The organism is Chelatococcus sp. KU-N122, from assembly GCF_055391085.1.
On record NZ_AP043981.1, the window covers coordinates 7,921,723 to 7,942,164 of the forward strand.

20 protein-coding genes are annotated in these 20,442 nt (G+C 66.9%); 10 read left to right on the plus strand and 10 right to left on the minus strand.

Annotated elements, in window-relative coordinates:
• Positions 1-62 precede the first annotated feature (62 nt).
• Complete coding sequence (locus ACZ5PO_RS35750; protein ID WP_464187490.1) at positions 63-683, plus strand: MarR family winged helix-turn-helix transcriptional regulator; 621 nt, start codon at positions 63-65, stop codon at positions 681-683.
• Positions 684-727: 44 nt separating this feature from the next.
• Here ACZ5PO_RS35750 and ACZ5PO_RS35755 read toward each other — a convergent pair whose 3' ends face one another.
• Together ACZ5PO_RS35755 and ACZ5PO_RS35760 are read right to left on the minus strand one after the other, a co-directional pair.
• On the minus strand, positions 728-934 hold the full coding sequence (locus ACZ5PO_RS35755) for a hypothetical protein (RefSeq protein ID WP_464187492.1): 207 nt from the start codon (positions 932-934) through the stop codon (positions 728-730).
• A complete protein-coding gene (locus ACZ5PO_RS35760) occupies positions 931-2,649 on the minus strand; it encodes an FAD-dependent monooxygenase (protein ID WP_464187493.1) in 1,719 nt (572 codons plus the stop codon). Before ACZ5PO_RS35760 ends, ACZ5PO_RS35755 begins: the two co-directional genes overlap by 4 nt.
• Positions 2,650-3,286: 637 nt before the next feature.
• On the opposite strand from ACZ5PO_RS35760, the gene ACZ5PO_RS35765 reads away from it, so the two are divergent.
• The 4 genes from ACZ5PO_RS35765 to ACZ5PO_RS35780 all read left to right on the plus strand — a co-directional run bounded on the left by ACZ5PO_RS35765 (position 3,287) and on the right by ACZ5PO_RS35780 (position 8,382).
• Positions 3,287-4,072, plus strand: coding sequence for an IclR family transcriptional regulator (locus ACZ5PO_RS35765; protein ID WP_464187494.1), 786 nt, complete (start codon positions 3,287-3,289; stop codon positions 4,070-4,072).
• Between the two features lie 224 nt (positions 4,073-4,296).
• Positions 4,297-5,919 carry a ribosomal protection-like ABC-F family protein gene (gene abc-f / locus ACZ5PO_RS35770; protein WP_464187495.1) on the plus strand — a complete coding sequence of 541 codons (1,623 nt, stop codon included), beginning with the start codon at positions 4,297-4,299 and terminating at the stop codon, positions 5,917-5,919.
• A gap of 82 nt (positions 5,920-6,001) precedes the next feature.
• Positions 6,002-7,879 (plus strand): ABC transporter ATP-binding protein, encoded by a 1,878-nt coding sequence (locus ACZ5PO_RS35775; protein WP_464187496.1) that lies wholly within the window; start codon positions 6,002-6,004, stop codon positions 7,877-7,879.
• Positions 7,880-8,046: 167 nt separating this feature from the next.
• On the plus strand, positions 8,047-8,382 hold the full coding sequence (locus ACZ5PO_RS35780) for a GIY-YIG nuclease family protein (protein ID WP_464187497.1): 336 nt from the start codon (positions 8,047-8,049) through the stop codon (positions 8,380-8,382).
• An 84-nt stretch (positions 8,383-8,466) separates the two neighbouring features.
• Here ACZ5PO_RS35780 and ACZ5PO_RS35785 read toward each other — a convergent pair whose 3' ends face one another.
• Positions 8,467-9,108, minus strand: coding sequence for a TetR/AcrR family transcriptional regulator (locus ACZ5PO_RS35785; protein ID WP_464197166.1), 642 nt, complete (start codon positions 9,106-9,108; stop codon positions 8,467-8,469).
• Positions 9,109-9,266: 158 nt separating this feature from the next.
• Here ACZ5PO_RS35785 and ACZ5PO_RS35790 point away from each other — a divergent pair, with 158 nt between their 5' ends.
• From ACZ5PO_RS35790 to ACZ5PO_RS35810, 5 genes are all read left to right on the plus strand, one after another.
• The gene (locus ACZ5PO_RS35790) at positions 9,267-10,004 is read left to right on the plus strand and encodes an SDR family NAD(P)-dependent oxidoreductase (RefSeq protein ID WP_464187498.1); all 738 of its coding nucleotides are present in this window, start codon (positions 9,267-9,269) and stop codon (positions 10,002-10,004) included.
• 129 nt (positions 10,005-10,133) lie between these two features.
• The gene (locus tag ACZ5PO_RS35795; RefSeq protein ID WP_464187499.1) at positions 10,134-11,771 is read left to right on the plus strand and encodes an AMP-binding protein; all 1,638 of its coding nucleotides are present in this window, start codon (positions 10,134-10,136) and stop codon (positions 11,769-11,771) included.
• A 61-nt stretch (positions 11,772-11,832) separates the two neighbouring features.
• Positions 11,833-13,026: an ABC transporter substrate-binding protein gene (locus tag ACZ5PO_RS35800; RefSeq protein WP_464187500.1), complete on the plus strand. Its 1,194-nt coding sequence runs from the start codon at positions 11,833-11,835 to the stop codon at positions 13,024-13,026.
• Positions 13,027-13,114: 88 nt separating this feature from the next.
• The gene (locus ACZ5PO_RS35805; RefSeq protein WP_464187501.1) at positions 13,115-13,843 is read left to right on the plus strand and encodes a polysaccharide deacetylase family protein; all 729 of its coding nucleotides are present in this window, start codon (positions 13,115-13,117) and stop codon (positions 13,841-13,843) included.
• Between the two features lie 79 nt (positions 13,844-13,922).
• Positions 13,923-14,996 carry a phosphotransferase family protein gene (locus ACZ5PO_RS35810; protein WP_464187502.1) on the plus strand — a complete coding sequence of 358 codons (1,074 nt, stop codon included), beginning with the start codon at positions 13,923-13,925 and terminating at the stop codon, positions 14,994-14,996.
• A 189-nt stretch (positions 14,997-15,185) separates the two neighbouring features.
• Here ACZ5PO_RS35810 and ACZ5PO_RS35815 read toward each other — a convergent pair whose 3' ends face one another.
• The 7 genes from ACZ5PO_RS35815 to ACZ5PO_RS35845 all read right to left on the minus strand — a co-directional run bounded on the left by ACZ5PO_RS35815 (position 15,186) and on the right by ACZ5PO_RS35845 (position 20,404).
• The gene (locus ACZ5PO_RS35815) at positions 15,186-15,494 is read right to left on the minus strand and encodes a hypothetical protein (protein WP_464187503.1); all 309 of its coding nucleotides are present in this window, start codon (positions 15,492-15,494) and stop codon (positions 15,186-15,188) included.
• 114 nt (positions 15,495-15,608) lie between these two features.
• On the minus strand, positions 15,609-16,373 hold the full coding sequence (locus ACZ5PO_RS35820; protein ID WP_464187505.1) for a HugZ family pyridoxamine 5'-phosphate oxidase: 765 nt from the start codon (positions 16,371-16,373) through the stop codon (positions 15,609-15,611).
• Positions 16,374-16,856: 483 nt separating this feature from the next.
• Positions 16,857-17,648: an ABC transporter ATP-binding protein gene (locus tag ACZ5PO_RS35825; RefSeq protein WP_464187506.1), complete on the minus strand. Its 792-nt coding sequence runs from the start codon at positions 17,646-17,648 to the stop codon at positions 16,857-16,859.
• Positions 17,635-18,459 (minus strand): alpha/beta fold hydrolase, encoded by an 825-nt coding sequence (locus tag ACZ5PO_RS35830; RefSeq protein WP_464187507.1) that lies wholly within the window; start codon positions 18,457-18,459, stop codon positions 17,635-17,637. The genes ACZ5PO_RS35825 and ACZ5PO_RS35830 overlap by 14 nt, the downstream gene beginning before the upstream one ends.
• Positions 18,460-18,470: 11 nt before the next feature.
• Positions 18,471-19,295, minus strand: coding sequence for an ABC transporter permease (locus ACZ5PO_RS35835; RefSeq protein ID WP_464187509.1), 825 nt, complete (start codon positions 19,293-19,295; stop codon positions 18,471-18,473).
• A gap of 1 nt (position 19,296) precedes the next feature.
• Positions 19,297-19,683, minus strand: coding sequence for a pyrimidine utilization protein C (gene rutC / locus ACZ5PO_RS35840; RefSeq protein ID WP_464187510.1), 387 nt, complete (start codon positions 19,681-19,683; stop codon positions 19,297-19,299).
• 34 nt (positions 19,684-19,717) lie between these two features.
• Entirely contained in the window at positions 19,718-20,404 is a 687-nt protein-coding gene (locus ACZ5PO_RS35845) for an isochorismatase family protein (protein ID WP_464187511.1), read from the minus strand.
• Positions 20,405-20,442: the final 38 nt, after the last annotated feature.

The window sequence follows — 20,442 nt, forward strand, 5'->3', positions numbered from 1 at the left end:
GAAACCATCGTTCAAGCATGCTCGAAGACGGCGCGGGGCGTCCGAGGCGAAGACGGGGAAGCATGACATCCGACCCTCAAGGTCCGGGCACTGTCCCGGAATTCGATCTGAGCGGCTTCCTGCCTTATCGGGTCGCCGAGGCAGCCAACGTGCTCAGCCGCGGTCTGGCGAGTTGCTACCACACGCATGCAGACATCAGCACGCCGCAGTGGCGGGTCCTGGCCCATCTCGCCTCTGCCGGCTCCGTATCCGTCCGCGACATCGAGCGGCGCGTGTCGATGGAGAAGTCCAAGGTCAGCCGCGCGGCCGTACGCCTGGAAGAGGTCGGACTGGTCCAGAAGGGGCCGCACCCGGGCGACGGCCGCCTCGTCGCGCTCTCCCTGACGCCGAAGGGCCAGGCCCTGATGGCCCGTCTGGTGCCGATTGCGATCGCGTATCAACGCAGCCTCGAAGCGCTCCTGGGAGAACACCTCGAGGCGCTCAACGGCGCGCTTGATCGGATCCTCGGCTCGGCCGGCGAGAAGCCGAATGAAGGAGGCGCGCCTCCAGGAGGATCGGCCGGCAATCGCCAGCGTCGCCCGCGAGGCGTGGACGCCGGCGATCCGGCCGAACAGGCCCGCAGGCCGTCCAGCGGCGACGGGCCGCGGCGGCGTGGGGCCAAGGCCGGGCCCTCGGCGAAATAGGTCCAAGCCCGAATGGCGGCAGGCTCACCGGGCCCTTCGGCAGGTCAACGGCGCTGATCGGCACCGCCGGCGGCAGGTGCGTCGATCGCGGCTGCTTGCGCTATCAATTTCCGCGCCCTGTCGAGATCCCCCATGGAGACGATCGACAACAGCGCGAAGCGCGCCAGGAACAGCTCCGTCTGCTCCCTCCCGAGCTCGGTCATCGTCTGGCAGAGCTCGGTATAGGCGAGATCGAGGTCTTCGGCCTTCATGCCGCGCGCTCCGGTTTGCCGTCGAGGACGTTTGCGACCGCCAGGGCGATGCGAGAGGGATCGATGCCGTGCCAGCGTCCCACGACATGCCCGTCGGGACGGACGAGGTAGCAGGTCCCCTCGGCCGCTCCGTACAGGGCAAACAGGCGCCCGGCCTCGTCCCAGGCGTCGGCCTCGCCATCGCCAGCCGCGCGGGCGCTCACGACGACCGTCCGGTACGGGATGCGGCGGGCCGCCATATCGGCCTTCACGCGTTCGACGCCGGCGGGCGGGGCGGCGCCCTGGGTGAAGACCAGCAACGTGAACGTCGGCCCGATCAGATCGGTCAGATAGCCCTTCGACACTCCGCCCGGCTTGCTGATGTCCAGCGGGCATTCGGCCAGCACCGCTCCGGGCACGGGCCCGCCGACGAACGAGACCTCGTCCGCGTCGGGGTGGTTGAGGGATGAGGTACCGTAGGTGATGGTCGCCGACTGCCGCGGATTGATGAGCGAGCGCACGTCCGCATGGTCGCGCGCAAGCGTGAGAACGGCGCGCCTCATGAGCTCGTAGGCGAAAGAGGGCGGCGCCATGAACTCAGTGCTCTTGGTCCCGAAGCTCAGGTTCTCCCGGGTTGCGAAGACACGCTCCTCGGAGAAGCTGTCGAGTAGGCGGTCCGTCGCCCAGCCCCTGATCACGCAGGCCAGCTTCCAGGCGAGGTTGTCGGCATCGTCGATGCCGGAGTTGGCGCCGCGCACGCCGAAGATCGGCACCAGATGCGCTGCGTCGCCGATGAACATCACGCGCCCGTGGCGATACGCGTCGAGCGTCAAGGCATGGGCCTTGTACATGGTGATCCAGATCGGCGCCCACCTGCCCTTCTGTCCGATCATGTCCAGGTGGCTCTGCACGCGCGGGATCACATTCTCCGGCTTGACCGCCTCCTCCGCGTCCTCATCCTCGCCGATCTGGTAATCGACGCGCCAAACGCCGTCGGGCTGACGGTGCATCAGGATCGACGAGCCGGGGTTGGACGGCGGATCGAACCAGGCGAGACGCTCGGTGGGCAAATCGCTCTCGAGTGCGATGTCGACGATGACATATCGCCCCTCGTAGCTCGCCCCCTTGAGCTCGAGCCCCATCTGTTCGCGCACCAGGCTGCGCCCCCCGTCGGCGGCCACCAGCCAGTCCGTGTCCATGACATAGCCGCCCTTTTCAGTGCTGAGCGCGAGCGTGGCACCGTCTTGGCCCGGCTGGGCCGCCGTCAGACGCGTGGCCCAGCGGATGTCGATGAGATCGGCCCGCCGCTCGGCCTCGTCCAGCAGAAACTGCTCGATATAGAACTGCTCGATGTTCAGCATCGGCGGCAGCTTCTGGTTCTGGTCGTGCTGCATCCTGAAATGCAGCACCTCGGCATCGCGGTAGTAGCTGCGCCCCTCGGTCCAGGGCAGCCCCTTCTCGGCAAAGCTCTTCAAGGCGCCCAGGCGCTCGATGATCTCCTGGCTCCGACGCGAGATGCAGATGGCGCGGCTGCCGAAGCACACCGAATTGTCGGCTTCGATCAGCACCGAGGGGATGCCGTGGTTGGCCAATCCCAGCGCTGCGCACAGGCCGACGGGGCCGCCCCCGACGATCACCACCTGCTTGCGTTCGCGCTCTTTGCCATGGTCGAGCGCCGGCAGTTGCGCTTCATAAGTCTTCGCCCTGAAGGGATAGTCCACGAACGCATGGCTCATGGCTTTGGCTCCAAATAAAGGCAGCGATGGATCGATGCAACGCTGGAACGGTTTGCGATTATGAGGTCATCCGATCGCAAAAGAAGCGCCGCAGTCTCAAGAATATTAGGATCATTTCTGCGCCATTGGATGATCGAATGGCGAAACGATCAAGATCTTTGACCTTGAAGGGGCCGATCTAATGGCCTCCTCCTGTTCGCCCTTCGCGCCATCGCCGCGTGGCCTCGGCCGGGCGCTCAGCGCAGATGCAACCAAAGGCCAGCAGATGCTGTTCGTGAGCCGCGGCGTGCCAGCGCCAACGGGGACGACGTCGTGATTTGGCAGGCCGTCCTGAGCGTCTTCCGAGCCTCATCCCCTCGCCTCAATTCGACATTTTTATCAAATAATGCAAATTATGTAGTATCGATCGACAGCGCGCGTCAAGGAATTTGTCGCCCGCTGGCGCAGGCTCCTGATCGTCGGGCGCCGAGCGAGGTCAACCGCGCCCCCGGTGTTCCCACGGCTTCGATCTCGCCGATCGGCGCCGCGACGCGAAGCAACGCGGAGCGCGGCGATCAGCGGTCTTCAGCGGTCTGTTGCATTCGACGATGAACGATGGCACCTGTGCGCGTTCCTCCCCTCCACGTCGGACCAAGCCATGGCGCCCAAGCGCAAGACCGCGCGCGAAACCTCGGTCGTGCGGCGCATTTCAGGTATCCTCAACCTGTTCAGCGACGAGCGCCCGCAGATCGAGCTCGGCGACGCCGAGGAGGCCTTGGGCCTCAGCCGCGCCACGGCCTACCGCTACCTGCGTGAGATGCACGAAGCCGGGTTGCTGTCCCGCGTCGCAGGAAAGTTCATGCCGGGGCCGAAGATGATCGAGCTCGAGTTCATCATCGCCCGGTATGATCCGCTCCTCGTGGCAGCAAAGGCGCCGATGCGGTGCCTCTCCGAGAAGACCGGATGCGACATCCTGCTCGGGCGCCTCTACGACGTCAGGGTCGTCAACGTGGCCTCGCTCCTGACGTCGAAACACGCCGAGCTCAACTACCCTCCCGGCCGGACCGTGCCGCTCTTTCGCGGCTCCGAGGCCCGCGTCGTCCTCGCCGCCATGGATCGGCGTGGCCGGCGGCGCGTGTTCGAACTCGGCGAAGGCGATCCGCATCGCGACCGGATCGGCAAGGATTGGCCATCGTTCAATGCCGCGCTGCAGAAAAACAGGAAAGACGGCTACTATATTTCCCGTGGCGAGCTCGACGACGACGTCGTCGGCGTAGCGGCGCCGGTTTTCGACGAAGACGCTTCAGTGATCGGAAGCATCGTCATCGTTTTCAGGCAGGATAGCCCGCCGGCTTTGCCTGAGACCGAGCTCGTGGAAGCGGTCAGGGGCGCGGCGACGTCGATCACGAGCCACATCTGTGCCACTGCATCAAACCGACGTTAGTGTGGTGGATCTGAAGTTCCTGCCCCCACGTGGCATCAGCGTTCAGGACCTTCAGATCCATTAAACCACACTAGAATCATAGAGTTGCTAGTGTGGCTTGGGAATCCGAAATTCGCTCCCAGCGCTGCCCCGAGGTGGTGCGAATTTCGGATCCGCCACACTAGCGCGGCGATCGCAGCCCTGTGCCATAAGGGCGCCGCACCTCGCCCTGACATCGTGAGCCCATGATTCGTCTCGAGAACATCAGCAAGCAGAACGGCCATCAGATCCTGTTCATCGAAGCGTCTGCGGCGCTTCAGAGAGGGGAGAAGATCGGCCTCGTCGGTCCCAACGGCAGCGGCAAGACCACGCTGTTCCGCATGATCACGGGACAGGAGCATCCGGACGAGGGCCAGGTGTCCGTCGATCGGGGCGTGACCATCGGCTACTTCAGCCAGGACGTGGGCGACATGGCGGGCCGCAGCGCCGTGGCCGAGGTGATGGATGGCGCCGGCCCGGTCAGCGCCGTGGCGAGCGAGCTGAAGGAGCTGGAAGCAGCCATGGCCGATCCCGACCGGGCGGACGAGATCGACGAGATCGTGGCACGCTACGGCGAGGTGCAAGGGCGCTTCGAGGAGCTGGACGGCTACGCCCTGGAGGGGCGGGCCCGCGAGGTCCTGGCCGGACTGAGCTTCAGCCAAGAGATGATGGACGGCGACACGGGGGCCCTGTCGGGCGGGTGGAAGATGCGCGTGGCGCTGGCCCGCATCCTGCTCATGCGTCCCGACGCCATGCTGCTGGACGAGCCGAGCAACCACCTGGATCTGGAGAGCCTGATCTGGCTGGAGGACTTCCTCAAGACCTATGACGGCGCGCTGCTGATGACCTCGCACGACCGCGAGTTCATGAACCGCATCGTCACCAAGGTGGTGGAGATCGACGCCGGCGCGTTGACGGCGTACGCGGGCGACTATGAATTCTATGAGCAGCAGCGCGCGCTCAACGAAAAGCAGCAGCAGGCCCAGTTCGAGCGTCAGCAGGCGATGCTCGCCAAGGAGATCAAGTTCATCGAGCGCTTCAAGGCGCGTGCCTCCCATGCCGCGCAGGTGCAAAGCCGCATCAAGAAGCTCGACAAGATCGACCGGGTCGAGCCGCCCAAGCGCCGTCAGACGATCCTGTTCGAGTTCCCGCCGGCGCCACGCTCCGGCGAGGACGTCGTCAGCCTGAAGAACGTGCACAAGAGCTACGGCAGCCGGCGCATCTACGAGGGGCTGGACTTCCTGGTGCGCCGCAAGGAGCGCTGGTGCGTCATGGGCATCAACGGCGCCGGCAAGTCCACGCTGCTGAAGCTGGTGACCGGCTCAGCCGAGCCCGACCACGGCACCGTGGCCGTGAGCAGCACTGTCAGGATGGGCTACTTCGCGCAGCATGCCATGGAGCAGCTCGACGGCGAGCATACGGTCTTCGAGTCCCTGGAGGACGCCTTTCCGCAGGCCGGGCAAGGCTCGCTGCGGGCGCTGGCCGGCTGCTTCGGCTTCTCCGGCGACGACGTGGAAAAGCGCTGCCGGGTGCTGTCGGGCGGCGAGAAGGCCCGGCTGGTGATGGCGAAGATGCTCTACAACCCGCCCAACTTCCTCGTGCTGGACGAGCCCACCAACCACCTGGACATGGCGACCAAGGAGATGCTCATCGCGGCGCTGTCGCAGTACGACGGCTCGATGCTGTTCGTCTCCCACGACCGCCACTTCCTCGCGGCGCTGTCGAACCGGGTGCTGGAGCTGACATCCGACGGCGTCCGCCACTATGGCGGCGGCTATACGGAGTACGTGGCCCGCACCGGCCAGGAGGCGCCGGGCCTGCGCAGCTGAGGCCGCCGGCACGGCGCTGCGGCGCGGCCAAGCCGCCGCCGTCCACCTTGGCGCCGCATTTGCGAGCCTAAGACGGCTGAGCATGACCGCACCACGCCAGGGATCGTTTCGGACGCCGCCGCCGGCCATCCGATCCTTCAAGGAGCGGGTCGGCGCGCTCCGCAACCTCGGCCCCTTTCTGGCGATGGTCTGGCGCACCAGCCCGGCGCTCACGGCCGCCTCGCTCGGGCTGCGGCTGGTGCGGGCGCTCTTGCCGGTGGCGACCCTGTTCATCGGCAAGCTGATCATCGACGGCATCGTGGCGCTGGTGCAGATGCCGGACCGGCCGGCAACCTTCGGCGAATGGCTGGCGAGCGGCCGCCTCGATCGGCTCGGGCTGTTGCTGGCCGCCGAATTTGCGGTCGCAGTGCTGGCGGACGTTCTCGGGCGCCTGGTCTCGCTCATCGACAGCCTGCTCGCCGAGCGCGTGACCAACGCCTCCAGCGTGCGCCTGATGGAGCACGCGGCAACCCTCGACCTGGAGGATTTCGAGGACGCAGATTTCCAGGACCAGCTCGAGCGCGCCCGGCGCCAGACCAGCGGGCGCATGTCGCTCATGACGCTCCTGTTCAGCCAGGCGCAGGACCTGGTGAGCGTGGCGAGCTTTGCCGGCGGGCTGCTGCTCTATTCGCCCTGGCTCGTCGTGCTGCTGCTGGTGGCGCTGCTGCCTGCCTTTCTGGCGGAGGCGCACTTCAACGCCCAGAGCTATTCGCTCGACTATGGGCGCACGCCGGAGCGGCGCGAGCTCGACTACGTCCGCCAGACCGCCGCCAGCGTCGAAACCGCCAAGGAAGTCAAGATCTTCGGCCTCAGCGGCTTCCTCATCGACCGCTACCGGAAGCTCGCCGCCGATTTCTATGCCGCCAACCGCCGGCTCGCGGTGCGCCGGGCGGGCTGGGGCGGCCTGTTCGCCGCGCTCGGCAGCGTCGGCTACTATCTCGCCTACGCCTACATTGCCTGGCGCACGCTGACCGGCACGTTCTCGGTCGGCGACCTGACGTTCCTCTCCGGCTCGTTCCGGCGCCTGCGCACCCTGTTCGAAGGGCTGCTGTCGAGTTTCTCCGCCACGGCGAGCCAGGCGCTCTACCTCAACGACCTGTTCTCGTTCTACGAGGTCAGGCCCGAGATCCTGTCGCCGCCAAACCCGCAGCCGTTCCCGCAGCCCATCCGCCAGGGTTTCGTGTTCGAGGACGTCGGCTTCCGCTATCCGGGCGCCGAGCGCTGGGCGGTGCGCCATATGAGCTTCGCGCTCGATGCCGGCGAGGTTGTTGCGCTCGTCGGCGAGAACGGCGCCGGCAAGACCACCCTGGTGAAGCTGATCGCACGCCTCTACGACCCCGACGAAGGCCGCATCCTGCTCGACGGCCACGACCTGCGTGCCTACGACCTGGAGGCGCTGCGCGCCAACATCGGCGTCATCTTCCAGGATTTCGTCCGCTACAGCCTCACCGCCGCCGACAACATCGCCGTCGGCCGCATCGCCTCGCGCGCCGACCGCGACCGCGTCGCCCGCGCCGCAGCGCGCAGCCAGGCCGACGAGGTGATCGCCAGGCTCCCAAGCGGCTACGATCAGATGATCGGCAAGCGCTTCAAGAACGGCGTCGAGCTGTCCGGCGGCGAGTGGCAGAAGATCGCCATCGCCCGCGCCTACATGCGCGAGGCGGCGGTGCTGATCCTCGACGAGCCGACGGCGGCACTCGATGCCCGCTCCGAGTTCGAGGTGTTCCGGCGCTTCAAGGAGCTCAGCCAGGGCAAGACGGCGATCCTCATCTCCCACCGCTTCTCCAGCGTCCGCATGGCCGACCGCATCCTCGTCCTTGCCAACGGCCGCGTCGAAGCAGCCGGCACGCACGACGAGCTCATCGCCCAGTCCGGCCGCTATTCGGAGCTCTTCGAGCTGCAGGCGGCGGGTTATCGCTGAAAATCATGGAGAGAGAGGCCGTCATAATCGCCGCGCGCCTCGCGACGAATAGGGCGCGCATTCTCCGCACGGTTAGATTTACCCGGGTACAACTATTGCCAAATTTAACCCGGTTGATATTCATGGCCCCTCGTCACTCCGAGACGTCAGCGGCAGGACCACATGCCATGCAAGGTGAAGCAAGGAAGGCCGCCATCGCGGCTTACAAGGAGCGCAAGGCGGCGCCCGGCATTTTTGCCGTGCGCTGTACGGCCACAGGCGAGCGATGGGTGGGGCGCACGCCCGATCTGAGCACGGCGCAGAACCGCCTGTGGTTCACGCTGCGCCACGGCAGCCATCGCCACCACGCGTTGCAGGCCGCATGGCATCGGCACGGTCCCGACAGCTTCGTCATGGAAGACGTCGAGCGGATCGAGGACGAAGCCATCGCCTACGTGCGCGATCGCATCCTGAAGGAGCGGCTCGCCCATTGGCGCACGGCGCTCGGCGCGGAGGCGATCTGAGGTCGGCCTAGTGCGAGTTTTCTGCCCACTCTTATCCGATCGGATAAGAACGGCCGAACGGGACGCGGCGCAGGACGACCGCCGTCACGGCTGCTCCGCCGTGAGCATGGCAACGATGGTTTCGACCACGTCAGGGATGGCGGTCTCGTCGAGCCACATGTGGTAGCGCTTCGCCGGCCCGGCGAGCGCCCACTCGCGCAGCGACAGCACGCTGTTGAGATAAGCCTCCAGGAAGACCATGCGCCGGTTCCGGGTGCGCTCGGGCATGTCCGCCAGCAGTCGCCGCAGGTGCTGCAGGCATCTGAGGTAGCCCGAGTTCAGCCGCCCCTCCAGGGCGGCGATGAACATGTCGCGGTGGGTGAGCGACAGCAGGGCGATGAAGCGTGTGTAGCTCTGCTCGTCGCCACCCAGCTCCTCCGGCAGGTTGATGGAGGGAATGACCAGCGCCTCGACGACCTCGCGGATCGTGCGGGGCCCGCCCGCCGCCTCCAGCGCGTCGAGCTGGGCGTTGCGCCGCTCGTCGATGACGCGGGCCCCATCGGCGACGATCTCGCGAACCAGGGCCTCCTTCGAGCCGAAGTAGTAGGTGAGCGAGCCGTGATTCTTCTGCCCGGAGGCGGCAACGATCTCGCGCACGGTGACGCCGTCGATGCCGTGGCGCGCGAACAGCCGGCAGGCCGTCTGCTTGATCTGCTCCCGTGCGCCTTTCGGCACCCGCTCGTTCATCTTTGCCAACTTGACGCCGCTCCGGCCCATTGTTAGGCCACCTGGATAAGAGAGACAGGCGGCTCCCAGCGCCCTTAACAGATCGGCTCCGCCGGTCAAAGGGGCGGGACCGCCAAGTCGGATCCAAGTCGGATCAGGGTGACGGAGGGAATGGCGCGTTGAGCGGTTTTGATTTTCAGGGGCGCACGGTGCTGGTGGTCGGCGGCTCCAGCGGCATCGGCAACGGCATCGCCCAGCAGTTCCGCGCGCATGGGGCGGACGTTCACGTCTGGGGCACGCGCTCCTCGGCCGCTGACTACCGGCCCGAGGACGGCAGCGACCTCGAAGGACTGCACTATCAGCAGGTGGACGTCGGCGACCGCGAGGCGATTGCCAAGTGCCAGCCGGCGTTCCGGCGGCTGGACGTGCTGGTGCTGAGCCAGGGCACGGTGGTCTACCGGCGCGGCGAGTTCGAGCCGCCGGGGTGGGACCGGGTGATCGGCGTCAACCTGGACAGCGTCATGGCCTGCGCCGTCAAGTTCAAGCCCCTGTTGCAGGAGGCGCACGGCAGCCTGATCGTCATCAGCTCGATCTCGGGCACTCGCGCCAACCTGGGCAATCCCGCCTACGCCGCCTCGAAGGCGGGCGCCATCAGCCTGACCAAGAGCCTGGCGGCTGCGTGGGCCGGGGACCGGATCCGGGTCAACGGCATCGCCCCCGGACTGGTCGACACCAAGCTCACCAAGGTCACCACGGAGAACCCCAAGCGGCTCGAGGCAACGCTGGCGGCGATCCCCATGGCCCGCATGGGCACGCCGGAGGACATGGCGGGCGCCGCCCTGTTCCTGGCCTCACCCTATGCCGCCTACGTCTGCGGCCAGACCATCACGGTGGATGGCGGGCTCACCCTGTCCTGAGGGACCCGCCGGCCGGCGGCGCGACCGCGGGGCCGGCGCCCCTTTCCTGACGTGGCCAGCGTATCGGCCGGCCGTTGCCCGCCCCGGCGTCGGGACCGGCACACGCGGCCAGATCGGACGAGATCTCCCATGCTGATCGAACGCAAGCAGACCTACGAGGAGATGTGCGCGGCGTTCCGCTGGCGCATTCCCGCCGCCTACAACATCGCCCACGACGTGAGCGATCGCCACGTGGCGGCGACACCCGACGGCGTCGCCCTCATCCATGAGCAGGCGGACGGCACGGTCGAGACCTACACCTTCCTCGCCGTGCAGCGCGCCGCCAACCGCATCGCCAACCTGCTGCGCCACGTCGGCGTCGGCCAGGGCGAGCGCGTCATGATCCTGCTCGGCCAGGACCCGGCGACCGCCATCGCCCACCTCGCCTGCTGGAAGTCCGGGATCGTGTCGATCCCGACCTCGATCCTGTTCGGAGCGGATGCGCTGCTCTACCGGCTCAACGACGCAGGCGCCAAGGTCGTCATCACCAACCGCGAGAACTACGCCAAGATCGCCGAAATCCGCGATCAGGCGCCGGGTCTCGCGGCGGTGTTCCTGATCGACGGCGACGACGTCGGGGCGCAGTCGCTCTGGGGCAGCGCCGAGCGGGCGTCGGACCGGTTCGACACGCTCTCCCTCACGCCCGACACGCCCGCCTTCATCAGCTACACGTCCGGCACGACCGGGCTGCCGAAGGGCACGCTGCACGGCCATCGGGTGCTCATAGGCCATATGCCGGGCGTGGAGTTCATGCTCGACTTCTTTCCCCAGCCCGGCGACATCACCTGGTCGCCCGCCGACTGGTCATGGCTGGCGGGCCTCATGAACATCCTCATGCCCGGCTGGTACGCGGGCGTGCCGGTGCTGACGTGGCGCGCATCGAGCTTCGATGCCGACGAGGCGCTGCGGATGATCGCCAAGCACCAGGTCCGCACGGCGATGCTGACGCCGACCATGCTCAAGCTGATGCGCCAGTCGGGCTCCGCCCACCTGCGCGACGTCAAGCTCCGCGCCGTCGTGTCGGGCTCCGAGGCGGTCGGCAAGGACCTGCTCGAGTGGGCCAACGGCACCCTCGGCATCAACATCAACGAGGGCTTCGGCCAGACCGAGTGCAACATGGCCATGGGCAATTGCTGGCAGGTGCTGCCGCCCAGGCTGGGGTCGCTGGGCAAGGCCGTGCCGGGCCAGGCAGCGGCCATCGTCGACGACGCCGGCGAGGAGCTGCCGCCGGGCACGACGGGCAACCTCGCCTTCCGTCGCGGCCACCCAGCCATGTTCCTCGAATACTGGAAACGACCGGAGGCGACGGCGGAGAAATACGCCGGCGACTGGATGATCACCGGCGACATGGCGACCATGGATGACGACGGCTACTTCTGGTACCAGGGCCGCGGCGACGACGTGATCACCAGCTCCGGCTACCGCATCGGGCCGGGCGAGATCGAGGACGCACTGGTGCGCCATCCTGCCGTGGTGATGGCTGCGGCCATCGGTGTGCCGGATCCGGTGCGCACCGAGACGATCAAGGCCTTCGTCATCCTGGCGCCCGGCCACGCCCCGAGTGCGGAGCTTGCCGACGACATCCGCAAGACCGTGCGCAGCCGTCTGGCAAAGCACGAGTATCCGCGCGAGATCGAGTTCATCGACGCTATGCCGATGACCACCACCGGCAAGATCCTGCGCCGCGAGCTGCGCGAGCGCGAAAAAACAAAGGTGAGGACGTCCTGACGTCAGGCCGCGCCGGGGTGCGAGCGCGGGCCGGCGGACAGTCAAGCAGAGGAAGGAAACGATGAGACAGATGATTTGCGCGGCCGGCCTGGCCGCCGTGCTGGGCCTGCCCGCCGCAGCCAACGCCCAGGGAACGCCGAGCGAGATCAAGATCGGCCAGACCATGCCCTACAGCGGCCCTGCCTCCGCCTACGGCGTCATCGGCCGGGTCGAGGCGGCCTATATCGACATGATCAACGACAAGGGCGGCATCAACGGGCGCAAGGTCAAGTTCATCAGCCTTGATGACGCCTACTCGCCGCCGAAGACGGTGGAGCAGACCCGTCGCCTCGTGGAGCAGGACGAGGTCCTGGCCGTGTTCGGCAGCGTCGGCACGCCGACTAATCTCGCCGTCCACAAATATCTGAACAACAAGAAGGTGCCGCAGCTGTTCGTGTCCACCGGCGCGACGATCTGGACCGAGTTCAAGACCTACCCCTGGACCATCGGCTGGCTGCCCGACTACGAGTCCGAGGCCAAGATCTACGCCAAGTACGTGCTCAAGGAGCGGCCGAACGGCAAGATCGCCATTCTCTACCAGAACGACGATTCCGGTCGCGACTACCTGCGCGGCTTCAAGGCCGGGCTCGGCGCCGACAACGCCAAGCGCATGATCGTGGCTGAGGCGAGCTACCAGGTGAGCGACGCGACCGTCGATTCCCAGATCCTGACGCTGCAGGCGTCGGGTGCCGACGTGCTGTTCACCCACGCCACGCCCAAGTTCGGTGCCCAGGCGATCCGCAAGGTCTACGAGATCGGCTGGAAGCCGCTGCACGTCATCAGCACCAACACCAACACCGTGGCCGGCACGCTCGCACCCGCCGGGCTGGAGAAGTCGCAAGGGCTGATCTCGGCCTTCATCCTGAAGGATCCGAGCGACAGCCGCTGGCAGAACGATCCGGATTATCAGGCCTATCTCGCCTTGCTGAAGAAGTACGCGCCCACCGTCGACGACAAGGACTCCTGGGCCGCCTACGGCTATATCGCCGCCCAGGGGCTGGTGAAAGTGCTGGAGCAGTGCGGCGACGACCTCTCCCGGGAGAACATCATGAAGCAGGCGCGCAACCTCAACTTCACGCCCGGCATGCTGCTGCCCGGAATCAAGGCGGCGACCAGCCCGGACAACGGCTCGCCGCCGATCAAGAGCATGCAGCTGTCGCGTTTCGAAGGCACCACCTGGAAGCCCACCGGCGAAGTCATCACCGCCGGCGACTGAGCCGGCAGCTGCGGCCGCCGCCTGAAGCAACGAGACGCCCCGGAGCCATCACGGCCACCCGGGGCGCCCATTCACGGAGGAGAGCCCGATGAAGCGCCTGACGCTGACCTTCGACAATGGCCCGGAGCCGCCGTTCACCCATCACGTGCTGGACGTGCTCGCCGCCCACGGCATCAAGGCCACGTTCTTCGCCATCGGCAGCAATCTGAGGCTGAAGCCCGAGGCGCACGCCGCCTTGCGGCGGGCCAAGAGCGAGGGCCACCGCATCGGCAACCACACCTACTACCACGCCTATTCGTTCGGCGACGTGGACCGGGACGATGCGGTGGAGTTCGAGGTGGCGCCGACCTTCGCCCAGCTCGGCGACCTCGCCGATCCGGCCCTGCTGGTGCGGCCCTATTGCTACGGCGGCGTGCTCGACAGCCGCGTGTTCAAGCCCGTCGACGTCGAGGCCTTCCTCGCCGGCGGCTACACCTGCGTGCTGTACAACTCGGTGCCGCGGGACTGGGAGGGCGGTGACTGGGACAAGCGTGCGCTCGCCGACATGGCGACCCGCGAATGGACCACCATGGTGCTGCACGACATCGCCATGAACCCCGGCGGCGTGGCCGAGCAGCCCATCGCCAAGCTCGACGGCTTCATCCGCCAGGCCAAGGCCGCGGGCTACGAATTCACGCAGGCGTACTCGCCGGACGCGGTGCTGATCGCGGCCGGCAAGATCCTGCAGCCGATCGACCACCTGGTGACGCAGCGCACGGCCGGCGGAGCGGCGGCCCAGCCGCGGGTTCCCAACCCGTTGTTCAACCGCCGCGGCTAAGGACGACCGGGACTCGACGGCTCCCGCTCCATTTGCGATGTGGAACGCTGCAATACGATAAACCGGCCGGGAGGACGCAATGACGAGCGCCGAGCAGACCGAGGGCGGGGCAACGCCCGGCTTTGATACGCAGGCGGTCACCGCGTGGCTGACGCGCCAAACCAGCGAGCTCGAGCCGCCGTTCGCGTGGACGCGCCTGCCCGGCGGCCATTCCAATCTCAGCTACATGATCGAGGACAGGAACGGCCGCAAGGCGGTGATCCGCCGGCCGCCGCTTGGCGAGCTGCTGCCCAAGGCGCACGACATGGGCCGCGAGTGGAAGCTGATCACCGCGCTCGGGCCGACGCCGGTGCCGGTGCCCCGGGCGATCGCCTTCTGCGACGACAAGAGCGTCACCGGCGCCCACTTCTACGTCATGAGTCATGTCGACGGCCGGCCGCTCTACACCGCCGAGGACACCGACCGTCTCGTGCCCGAGGGCCAGCGGGTCAAGCTCGCCCATTCGTTCATCGACGTGCTGGCCGATCTGCACGCGCTCGATCCAGACACGGTCGGTCTCGGCGACCTCGGCAAGCGCGACAGCTATGTCGGTCGCCAGCTCAAGACCTGGTACCAGTCGTGGACGGCCTCCGTCGCGCCTGCCAAGTACGACGATCCAAGGGCGCATACGCTGCAGAAGTTCTTCCTCGAGAACCTGCCCGACCAGGGACCGGCCCGCGTCGTGCACGGCGACTACGGCCTGCACAACTGCCTGACCGGTCCGGAGCACACCATCGCCGCGGTGGTCGACTGGGAGATCTCCACGCTCGGCGATCCGCTGGCCGATCTCGCCTACGCGCTCAACACCTGGCCCGATCCCGAGCAGGGCTTCCCGGTCGTCCCGGATAGCGCGACCGCCGTGCCCGGCTTCCCGCTGCGCCGCGAGCTGGCCGCGCGCTATGCCGAACGCACCGGGCGGGACCTGTCCCGGCTCGACTATTATGCCGGTTTCAACCGGTGGAAGACCGCGGCGATCGTTCACGGCGTCTACGCCCGCTACAGGGAGGGCAAGAAGAGCGCGGAGGGCGTCGATCTCGACCACCTGCGCGGCCGCATCGACCAGAACCTGGCCTGGGCCGCGGAAGCCATCGAGCGCCTGCTGGCCCGGGGCTGATCCGGTCACTCGAGTGGATGGACGGTCGCGTCAAGCCCGGCCATGACGTTGAAGATAAAGGCTTTCCGCCTCCATCACGTCTTGGCCGCGCTTGCCCCGACCACCCGTCGCGCTCAAAGAATCATGGTCCCAGATGGGCCTGCCGCGCCGGCGTGCGCACTGCCGACATTGCGCCGGTCAACGCCTTCCTCATCCAGATGCCGCAGGCCATCGGGCCAGAGTCCGCGCAATCGCTTCCTTCACCTGTGCAAGCGACGGCGGCTGCGCTTCAAAATAGCTGCCGAACCGGGCGGCCAGGCCAGCGAGTTCCGCGCCCGAAAGAGCGGCCAGGGCGTTCGGCGTGACGTCGGCGCCCACGACCTCCCAAATGACCTCGCAGCATTCGTGGGGTGAGGCGAGGGCGAACGGTATGGGCGGGCAGACCGCCTCCGCGAACGCCTCGCCCATCGCCGTTTCGAAGTCCGCTCGCCAATTCCGATCCACGCTCGTTCCCTTCACTGTTCGCTCCGGCTGGAGGATGCCGCTGACGAGCGGCTGCGGACAGCCGGATTTGAGTGGGCTTCAGGCGCTCACGGGCGGCTCGGATGTACCGTTCCAAGAGAGAAGGGGCCCCTATTCTGTCGCGGCAGCATGGACGACATCGCGCAGGTCCTGCGGGGTCGTCAGACGCGCTTCGAACCAGAAGCGCGCGTTCGAATGCGTGCACGTCAAGTCGATACCATCCGGATCGATGCCGCAGACGGCCCAGTTGCCGGCTCCGGCGCCTGCCCGGGTCGCGAGCCGAGCCGGGAGGCCGGCCGTCGAATTCAAGCGGTCGACCAGGGCGTCTTCAGCGTCGACCAGCGCCTCCGCGCCCGACAGATCCGTGCGGAGCGTTTCCGGCGTGACGTCCGTCACCGCGTTCCTGGCCGGCCCGCCATTGAATTGCAGATCTTCGATCAGCAGGCGGTAAAGCAGCGCATCCGGCAAGGAGAGATAAAGCTTTGCCTTGGGAAAGCGAGCCGCATACCGATCCTTGGCGCGATCGAGCTCACGATCCGCAATTCGCACAGCACAGCCAACGAGCGTCAGGCGAGGCTTCGTTAGCACATCGGATTTGCCGGGTGCGAAAAGCGTCAGTGAAACCCTGTTGTCCACCGCGATATTGCGGGCGTGCAGCGCAAGGCCTGCGACGAAAAAATACGGCGTGCCGCTCGGTTCGACAGCAATATTGGTCACCGTACTGTAGGGATAGCCGCTTGGATCGAGTGTTGCCAACGACGCCGTCGGCCCCGTTCTGAGTAGATCTCGAGCTATTTTTAATGATTCAAATGGCCGAGCCATATCCTCAGCGATCGGCAGGCCTCGCGGCGTGATAACGTTCTGTACTGATTGCAACGCTCAATCTCCTGCATATCCGCCTCATCTCCTCGATCCGCCGAGTAAAATACACTCCATATTTCTCTACACTGACCTGCAAAGTATGCGCTTGCGCTTGGGCCGGGCAGACGTAAGATACTTGCAAGCGTCCAGTCGACCGTCAGCCATCCATACGCGCGTCCGCCGATCCGGATGCAGGGGCCGCACCACCGCGCGCCGCTTCCGTTCATGCGGGAGCCATGCCTTCTGCATGCACGCCGCAGCTTGCCGCGCGGTGTTCCACGGGCGGACGATCAACGGGCAGGAATCCATGGCGACGGAGCACCGGCGCCACGCCGAGAAACCGGGTGCCCAACGTGCCGGATCTGCTCGACGAGCGCTACGCGACGTGGGGCCAGAGCTTCGGGACGGGGGCGAATGTGTGCGCCGGCCGGGGCCGCTCCCAGGGGCTGAGCGCGACGGCGACGTTTTCGGCGACGGTCGCGCGCAGGGCTTCCCCCCTCAGGCCGCCAGCTCGATGCCGAGCTCGGCCCAGATGGTCTCGTACAGGGCGTTGAAGCGCTGCTGCTGGCGGATCTTCAGTGGGTGGCGCAGCTCGGACGGGATGCCGACGTGGTGGATCGACTTCACGCGGCCCGGCCGGCTGGTGATGACGACGATGCGGTCGGCCATGGTGATGGCCTCGCCCACGTCGTGCGTCACCAGCACCACGCTGCAATGGCGCTCGCGGATGATGCGGGCCATGTCGGCTTGCAGGATCAGACGGGTCTGGCTGTCGAGCGCCGAGAACGGCTCGTCGAGCAGGATGACATCCGGGCTGAAGGCCAGCGTCCGCATGAAGGCGACGCGCTGGCGCATGCCGCCGGAGAGCGCCGACGGGCGGCTGTCCTCGAAGCCCTTCAGGCCGTAGGCCTCGATCAGTTCGCGGGCGACGCGCTCGGCCTGCTTGCGCGGCACCTTGCGGATCTGGAGGCCGATGATGACGTTGTCGAGCACCGTCCGCCACGGCAGCAGAAGGTCCTTCTGCAGCATGTAGCCGACGTGGCCGGTGGCGCTGGTGACCGGCTTGCCGTTGACGTGGATGGTGCCGCGCGTCGGCTCGAGCAGGCCGGCGATGATATTGAACAGCGTGGTCTTGCCGCAGCCGGACGGGCCGACGATGGCGACGACCTCGCCCTTGCCGAGCTCGAAGCCGATGTCGGCGATGGCGTTGACCGGCGCGTCGGACTCGGCCTCGAAGGTCATGCCCACGCCCTGGGCGCGGAGGACGATTTCGGTTTCAGGCCCGCTCATGGACAGCCTCCTTCGCCATGGCGTTTCTCGCCAGGAAATCGAGCACCAGACGATTGAACAGGGGAGGCTCCGAGCGGGACAGCGCGTGGCCGCCGCGCGGCAGCTTCACCAGCTCCGAACCGTCGATCCGCTCGGCGATCGTGTCCGACGCGTAGGGCGGCGTCAGCAGGTCGTCCTCGGTCACCAGCACCATCGTCGGGCAACGGATGCGGTCGTAGTACGGCATGCCGTCGAAGGCGAGGATGCCGGTGATGCGGGCGTCGATGATCGCCTGCGTCGTCGAATTGGCGATGCTCGCGGCAATCTCCGCATCGAGCGCGGCCTCGTTGTCCCGGATGTAATAGGGCGGATAGAGGAACAGCGGCGTAGTGCGGTGGTATTCGGCCGTGCCCATGGCGTGGCCGACACGGCGGCGCATCTCCAGGCAGCGCGCCATGTGCGGATCGCGCACGGCCCAGGTGGCGTAGAGCACCAGGCTGGCGATGCGATCCGGGGCGATGGCCCCCAGCACCTGGCCGATGGCGCCGCCGGTCGAATGGCCGACGAGATGCGCCTTGTTGATGCCGATGGCGTCCATCAGGCGCAGCAGGTCGTCGGCCATCAGCTCGACCGAGTAGCGGCCCTCCCAGCGCGTGCTCTTGGCGGTGCCACGATGGTCGTGCAGCACCACCTGATGGCGCTCGGCGAAGGCGGGCACGTTGGGCGCCCAGTAGGAGGCAGCGCCGCCGAGGCCCGCCACCAGCAGCACCGGCTCGCCCACGCCCATGATGTCGTAGTGGATGTCGATGTCCGGAAGCTTGGCCAGCGGCATGACGCTCCTCCCTATCGCCATGTCATGCGGCGCTCGACCTGCCCGACGATGAAGTCGAGCACCAGGGCGAGGATCATGAGCGCAAAGATGCCGCCCCAGACCGCATTGAGGTTGTACAGAGTTCCGGAATAATAGACGTAGTATCCAAGCCCCGATTCGGCGGAGATATACTCGCCGACGACGGCGCCGATCATGGCGAAGCCGATGTTCAGCCGGAACGCCGAGGCGATCCACGGCAGCGAGCCGGGCAGGATGACCATGCGGAATATCTGCAGGCGGCTGGCGCCGAGCGCCTTCAGCATGCGCACGTAGTCGGTGTCCACTTCCCGGGCGCCGGCAGCACTGGTGATCATGGCAACGATGAAGGTGATGATCGCCGCGACCGCGATCTTCGATTCGATGCCGATGCCGAACCAGACGATGATCAACGGCGCCAGAGCGATCTTGGGAAGGCCGTTGAGGGCCACCAGCACCGGCCGCAGCACGCCGGCCGCGGTCGGCGACAGCCACAGCAGCAGGCCCGCCGCCGACCCCAGGATGCTGCCGATCAGGAAGCCGATCACCGTCTCCTGGGCGGTGACCCAGCTGTCGCGCAGCAGCGATCCGCTGGTCAGCCCCTTGACCAGTTCGCGCCAGATGCCGGAGGGCTGGCCATAGAGGTAGACCGGGATCCACTCCGCCCGGATGGCGATCTCCCACAGGCCGAGGAAGGCCACCAGCAGGACGAGTTGGTAGGCCAGGATGCGGCCGCGCAGGGAGGCCTTGCGCTTCGGCTTGGCCACGGCGGCCTTCGCCGCCCGCGGCGCCGGCGGCGCCATCGCGTCGGTCGAGGACATGTCAGCCTCCGACATAGGCCGTGGTGGCGATCTCGACCAGGAACTCGGGCCGGACCATGTCTGCCTTGATACAGTAGCGGGCCGGCGGATTGGTCGGAAAGTACTCCTTGTAGACTGCGTTCATCGCCGCGTAGTCGGCGAGATCTTTCAGAAAGATCTGGTTGAAGACCACATCCGCCAGCGTGCCGCCGCCGGCCTCGACCACCGACTTGATGGTATCGAGGACGAACCGGGTCTGCGCCGTCGCGTCGCCCGGGCCGACGGCGTTGCCGTCCGGGCCGATGGCGAGCGTGCCGGACACGTAGATGAAGCCGCCGGCCTTGGTGCCGGGGCTGTAGGGAGCGAGCGGCGGCGGCGATCCGGGCGGGATGATCGTCTCGAACGGCAAGGCAACGTCTCCTGTCGGGAAGGACTGGGCTGGTTTAGGCGGCGAGGTCCGGCCTGCAGGCGGCGGCGATATCGTCGACCGTGGCGGTCCAGCCGAAGAACTGCTCGACGTTGTAGATCGTCGCCTGCTGGATGAAGTCCGGCCCGGCCTGGTAGCAGGCGTCGCGGACCAGGACAGGGAAGAACTCCTTGAAGAAGGCGTCGCGGATGGTCGACTCCACGCAGACGTTGGTGGCGACGCCGCAGACGAGCAGCGTGTCGATACCGCGGCTGCGCAGGATGCTGTCCAGCGCCGTTCCGGCAAAGCCGCTGTAGCGCGGCTTGGGCACGACGATGTCGGCATCCTCCGGCGTAAGGCCGTCGACGAGTTGATAGTCCCAGCCGCCCTTGGTCAGGAGCTTGCCGGCCAGCTCCGGCCGGTTGCGCATGAGCTTGAGCGAATTGCCCTTGCGCTGGTTGACGGAGCCCGCCCCACCGGCCTCCTTGAGCGCAGGATCCCAGCCGTTCTGCAGCCAGACCACCTGCACGCCGGCGCCGCGCACGGTGTCGACGAGCCGGCGGATGATCGGGATCACTTGTTCGGTCGGCGCAAGATCGACGCCCAGATGCGAAAAGTAGCCGCCCGGCGAGCAATAGCCGTTCTGCATGTCGACGACGATCAAGGCGGATCGGCTGAGCTCGAAGCCGACCGCCTCCGGGCGGGCAGGCAGGTTCAACGACATGGGTTGCGCTCCCTCAGCAGAACGTCCAAGTTCGCCCG

Bases quoted from the DNA above. Each gene is read 5' to 3' on its own strand.
- abc-f (WP_464187495.1), top strand. From the start codon at position 4,297: ATGATTCGTCTCGAGAACATCAGCAAGCAGAACGGCCATCAGATCCTG.
- ACZ5PO_RS35835 (WP_464187509.1), bottom strand. From the start codon at position 19,295: ATGTCCTCGACCGACGCGATGGCGCCGCCGGCGCCGCGGGCGGCGAAG.
- ACZ5PO_RS35780 (WP_464187497.1), top strand. From the start codon at position 8,047: ATGCAAGGTGAAGCAAGGAAGGCCGCCATCGCGGCTTACAAGGAGCGC.
- ACZ5PO_RS35800 (WP_464187500.1), top strand. From the start codon at position 11,833: ATGAGACAGATGATTTGCGCGGCCGGCCTGGCCGCCGTGCTGGGCCTG.
- ACZ5PO_RS35760 (WP_464187493.1), bottom strand. From the start codon at position 2,649: ATGAGCCATGCGTTCGTGGACTATCCCTTCAGGGCGAAGACTTATGAA.
- ACZ5PO_RS35805 (WP_464187501.1), top strand. From the start codon at position 13,115: ATGAAGCGCCTGACGCTGACCTTCGACAATGGCCCGGAGCCGCCGTTC.
- ACZ5PO_RS35830 (WP_464187507.1), bottom strand. From the start codon at position 18,459: ATGCCGCTGGCCAAGCTTCCGGACATCGACATCCACTACGACATCATG.
- ACZ5PO_RS35750 (WP_464187490.1), top strand. From the start codon at position 63: ATGACATCCGACCCTCAAGGTCCGGGCACTGTCCCGGAATTCGATCTG.
- ACZ5PO_RS35785 (WP_464197166.1), bottom strand. From the start codon at position 9,108: ATGAACGAGCGGGTGCCGAAAGGCGCACGGGAGCAGATCAAGCAGACG.
- ACZ5PO_RS35825 (WP_464187506.1), bottom strand. From the start codon at position 17,648: ATGAGCGGGCCTGAAACCGAAATCGTCCTCCGCGCCCAGGGCGTGGGC.
- ACZ5PO_RS35765 (WP_464187494.1), top strand. From the start codon at position 3,287: ATGGCGCCCAAGCGCAAGACCGCGCGCGAAACCTCGGTCGTGCGGCGC.
- ACZ5PO_RS35810 (WP_464187502.1), top strand. From the start codon at position 13,923: ATGACGAGCGCCGAGCAGACCGAGGGCGGGGCAACGCCCGGCTTTGAT.
- ACZ5PO_RS35775 (WP_464187496.1), top strand. From the start codon at position 6,002: ATGACCGCACCACGCCAGGGATCGTTTCGGACGCCGCCGCCGGCCATC.
- ACZ5PO_RS35755 (WP_464187492.1), bottom strand. From the start codon at position 934: ATGAAGGCCGAAGACCTCGATCTCGCCTATACCGAGCTCTGCCAGACG.
- ACZ5PO_RS35795 (WP_464187499.1), top strand. From the start codon at position 10,134: ATGCTGATCGAACGCAAGCAGACCTACGAGGAGATGTGCGCGGCGTTC.
- ACZ5PO_RS35845 (WP_464187511.1), bottom strand. From the start codon at position 20,404: ATGTCGTTGAACCTGCCTGCCCGCCCGGAGGCGGTCGGCTTCGAGCTC.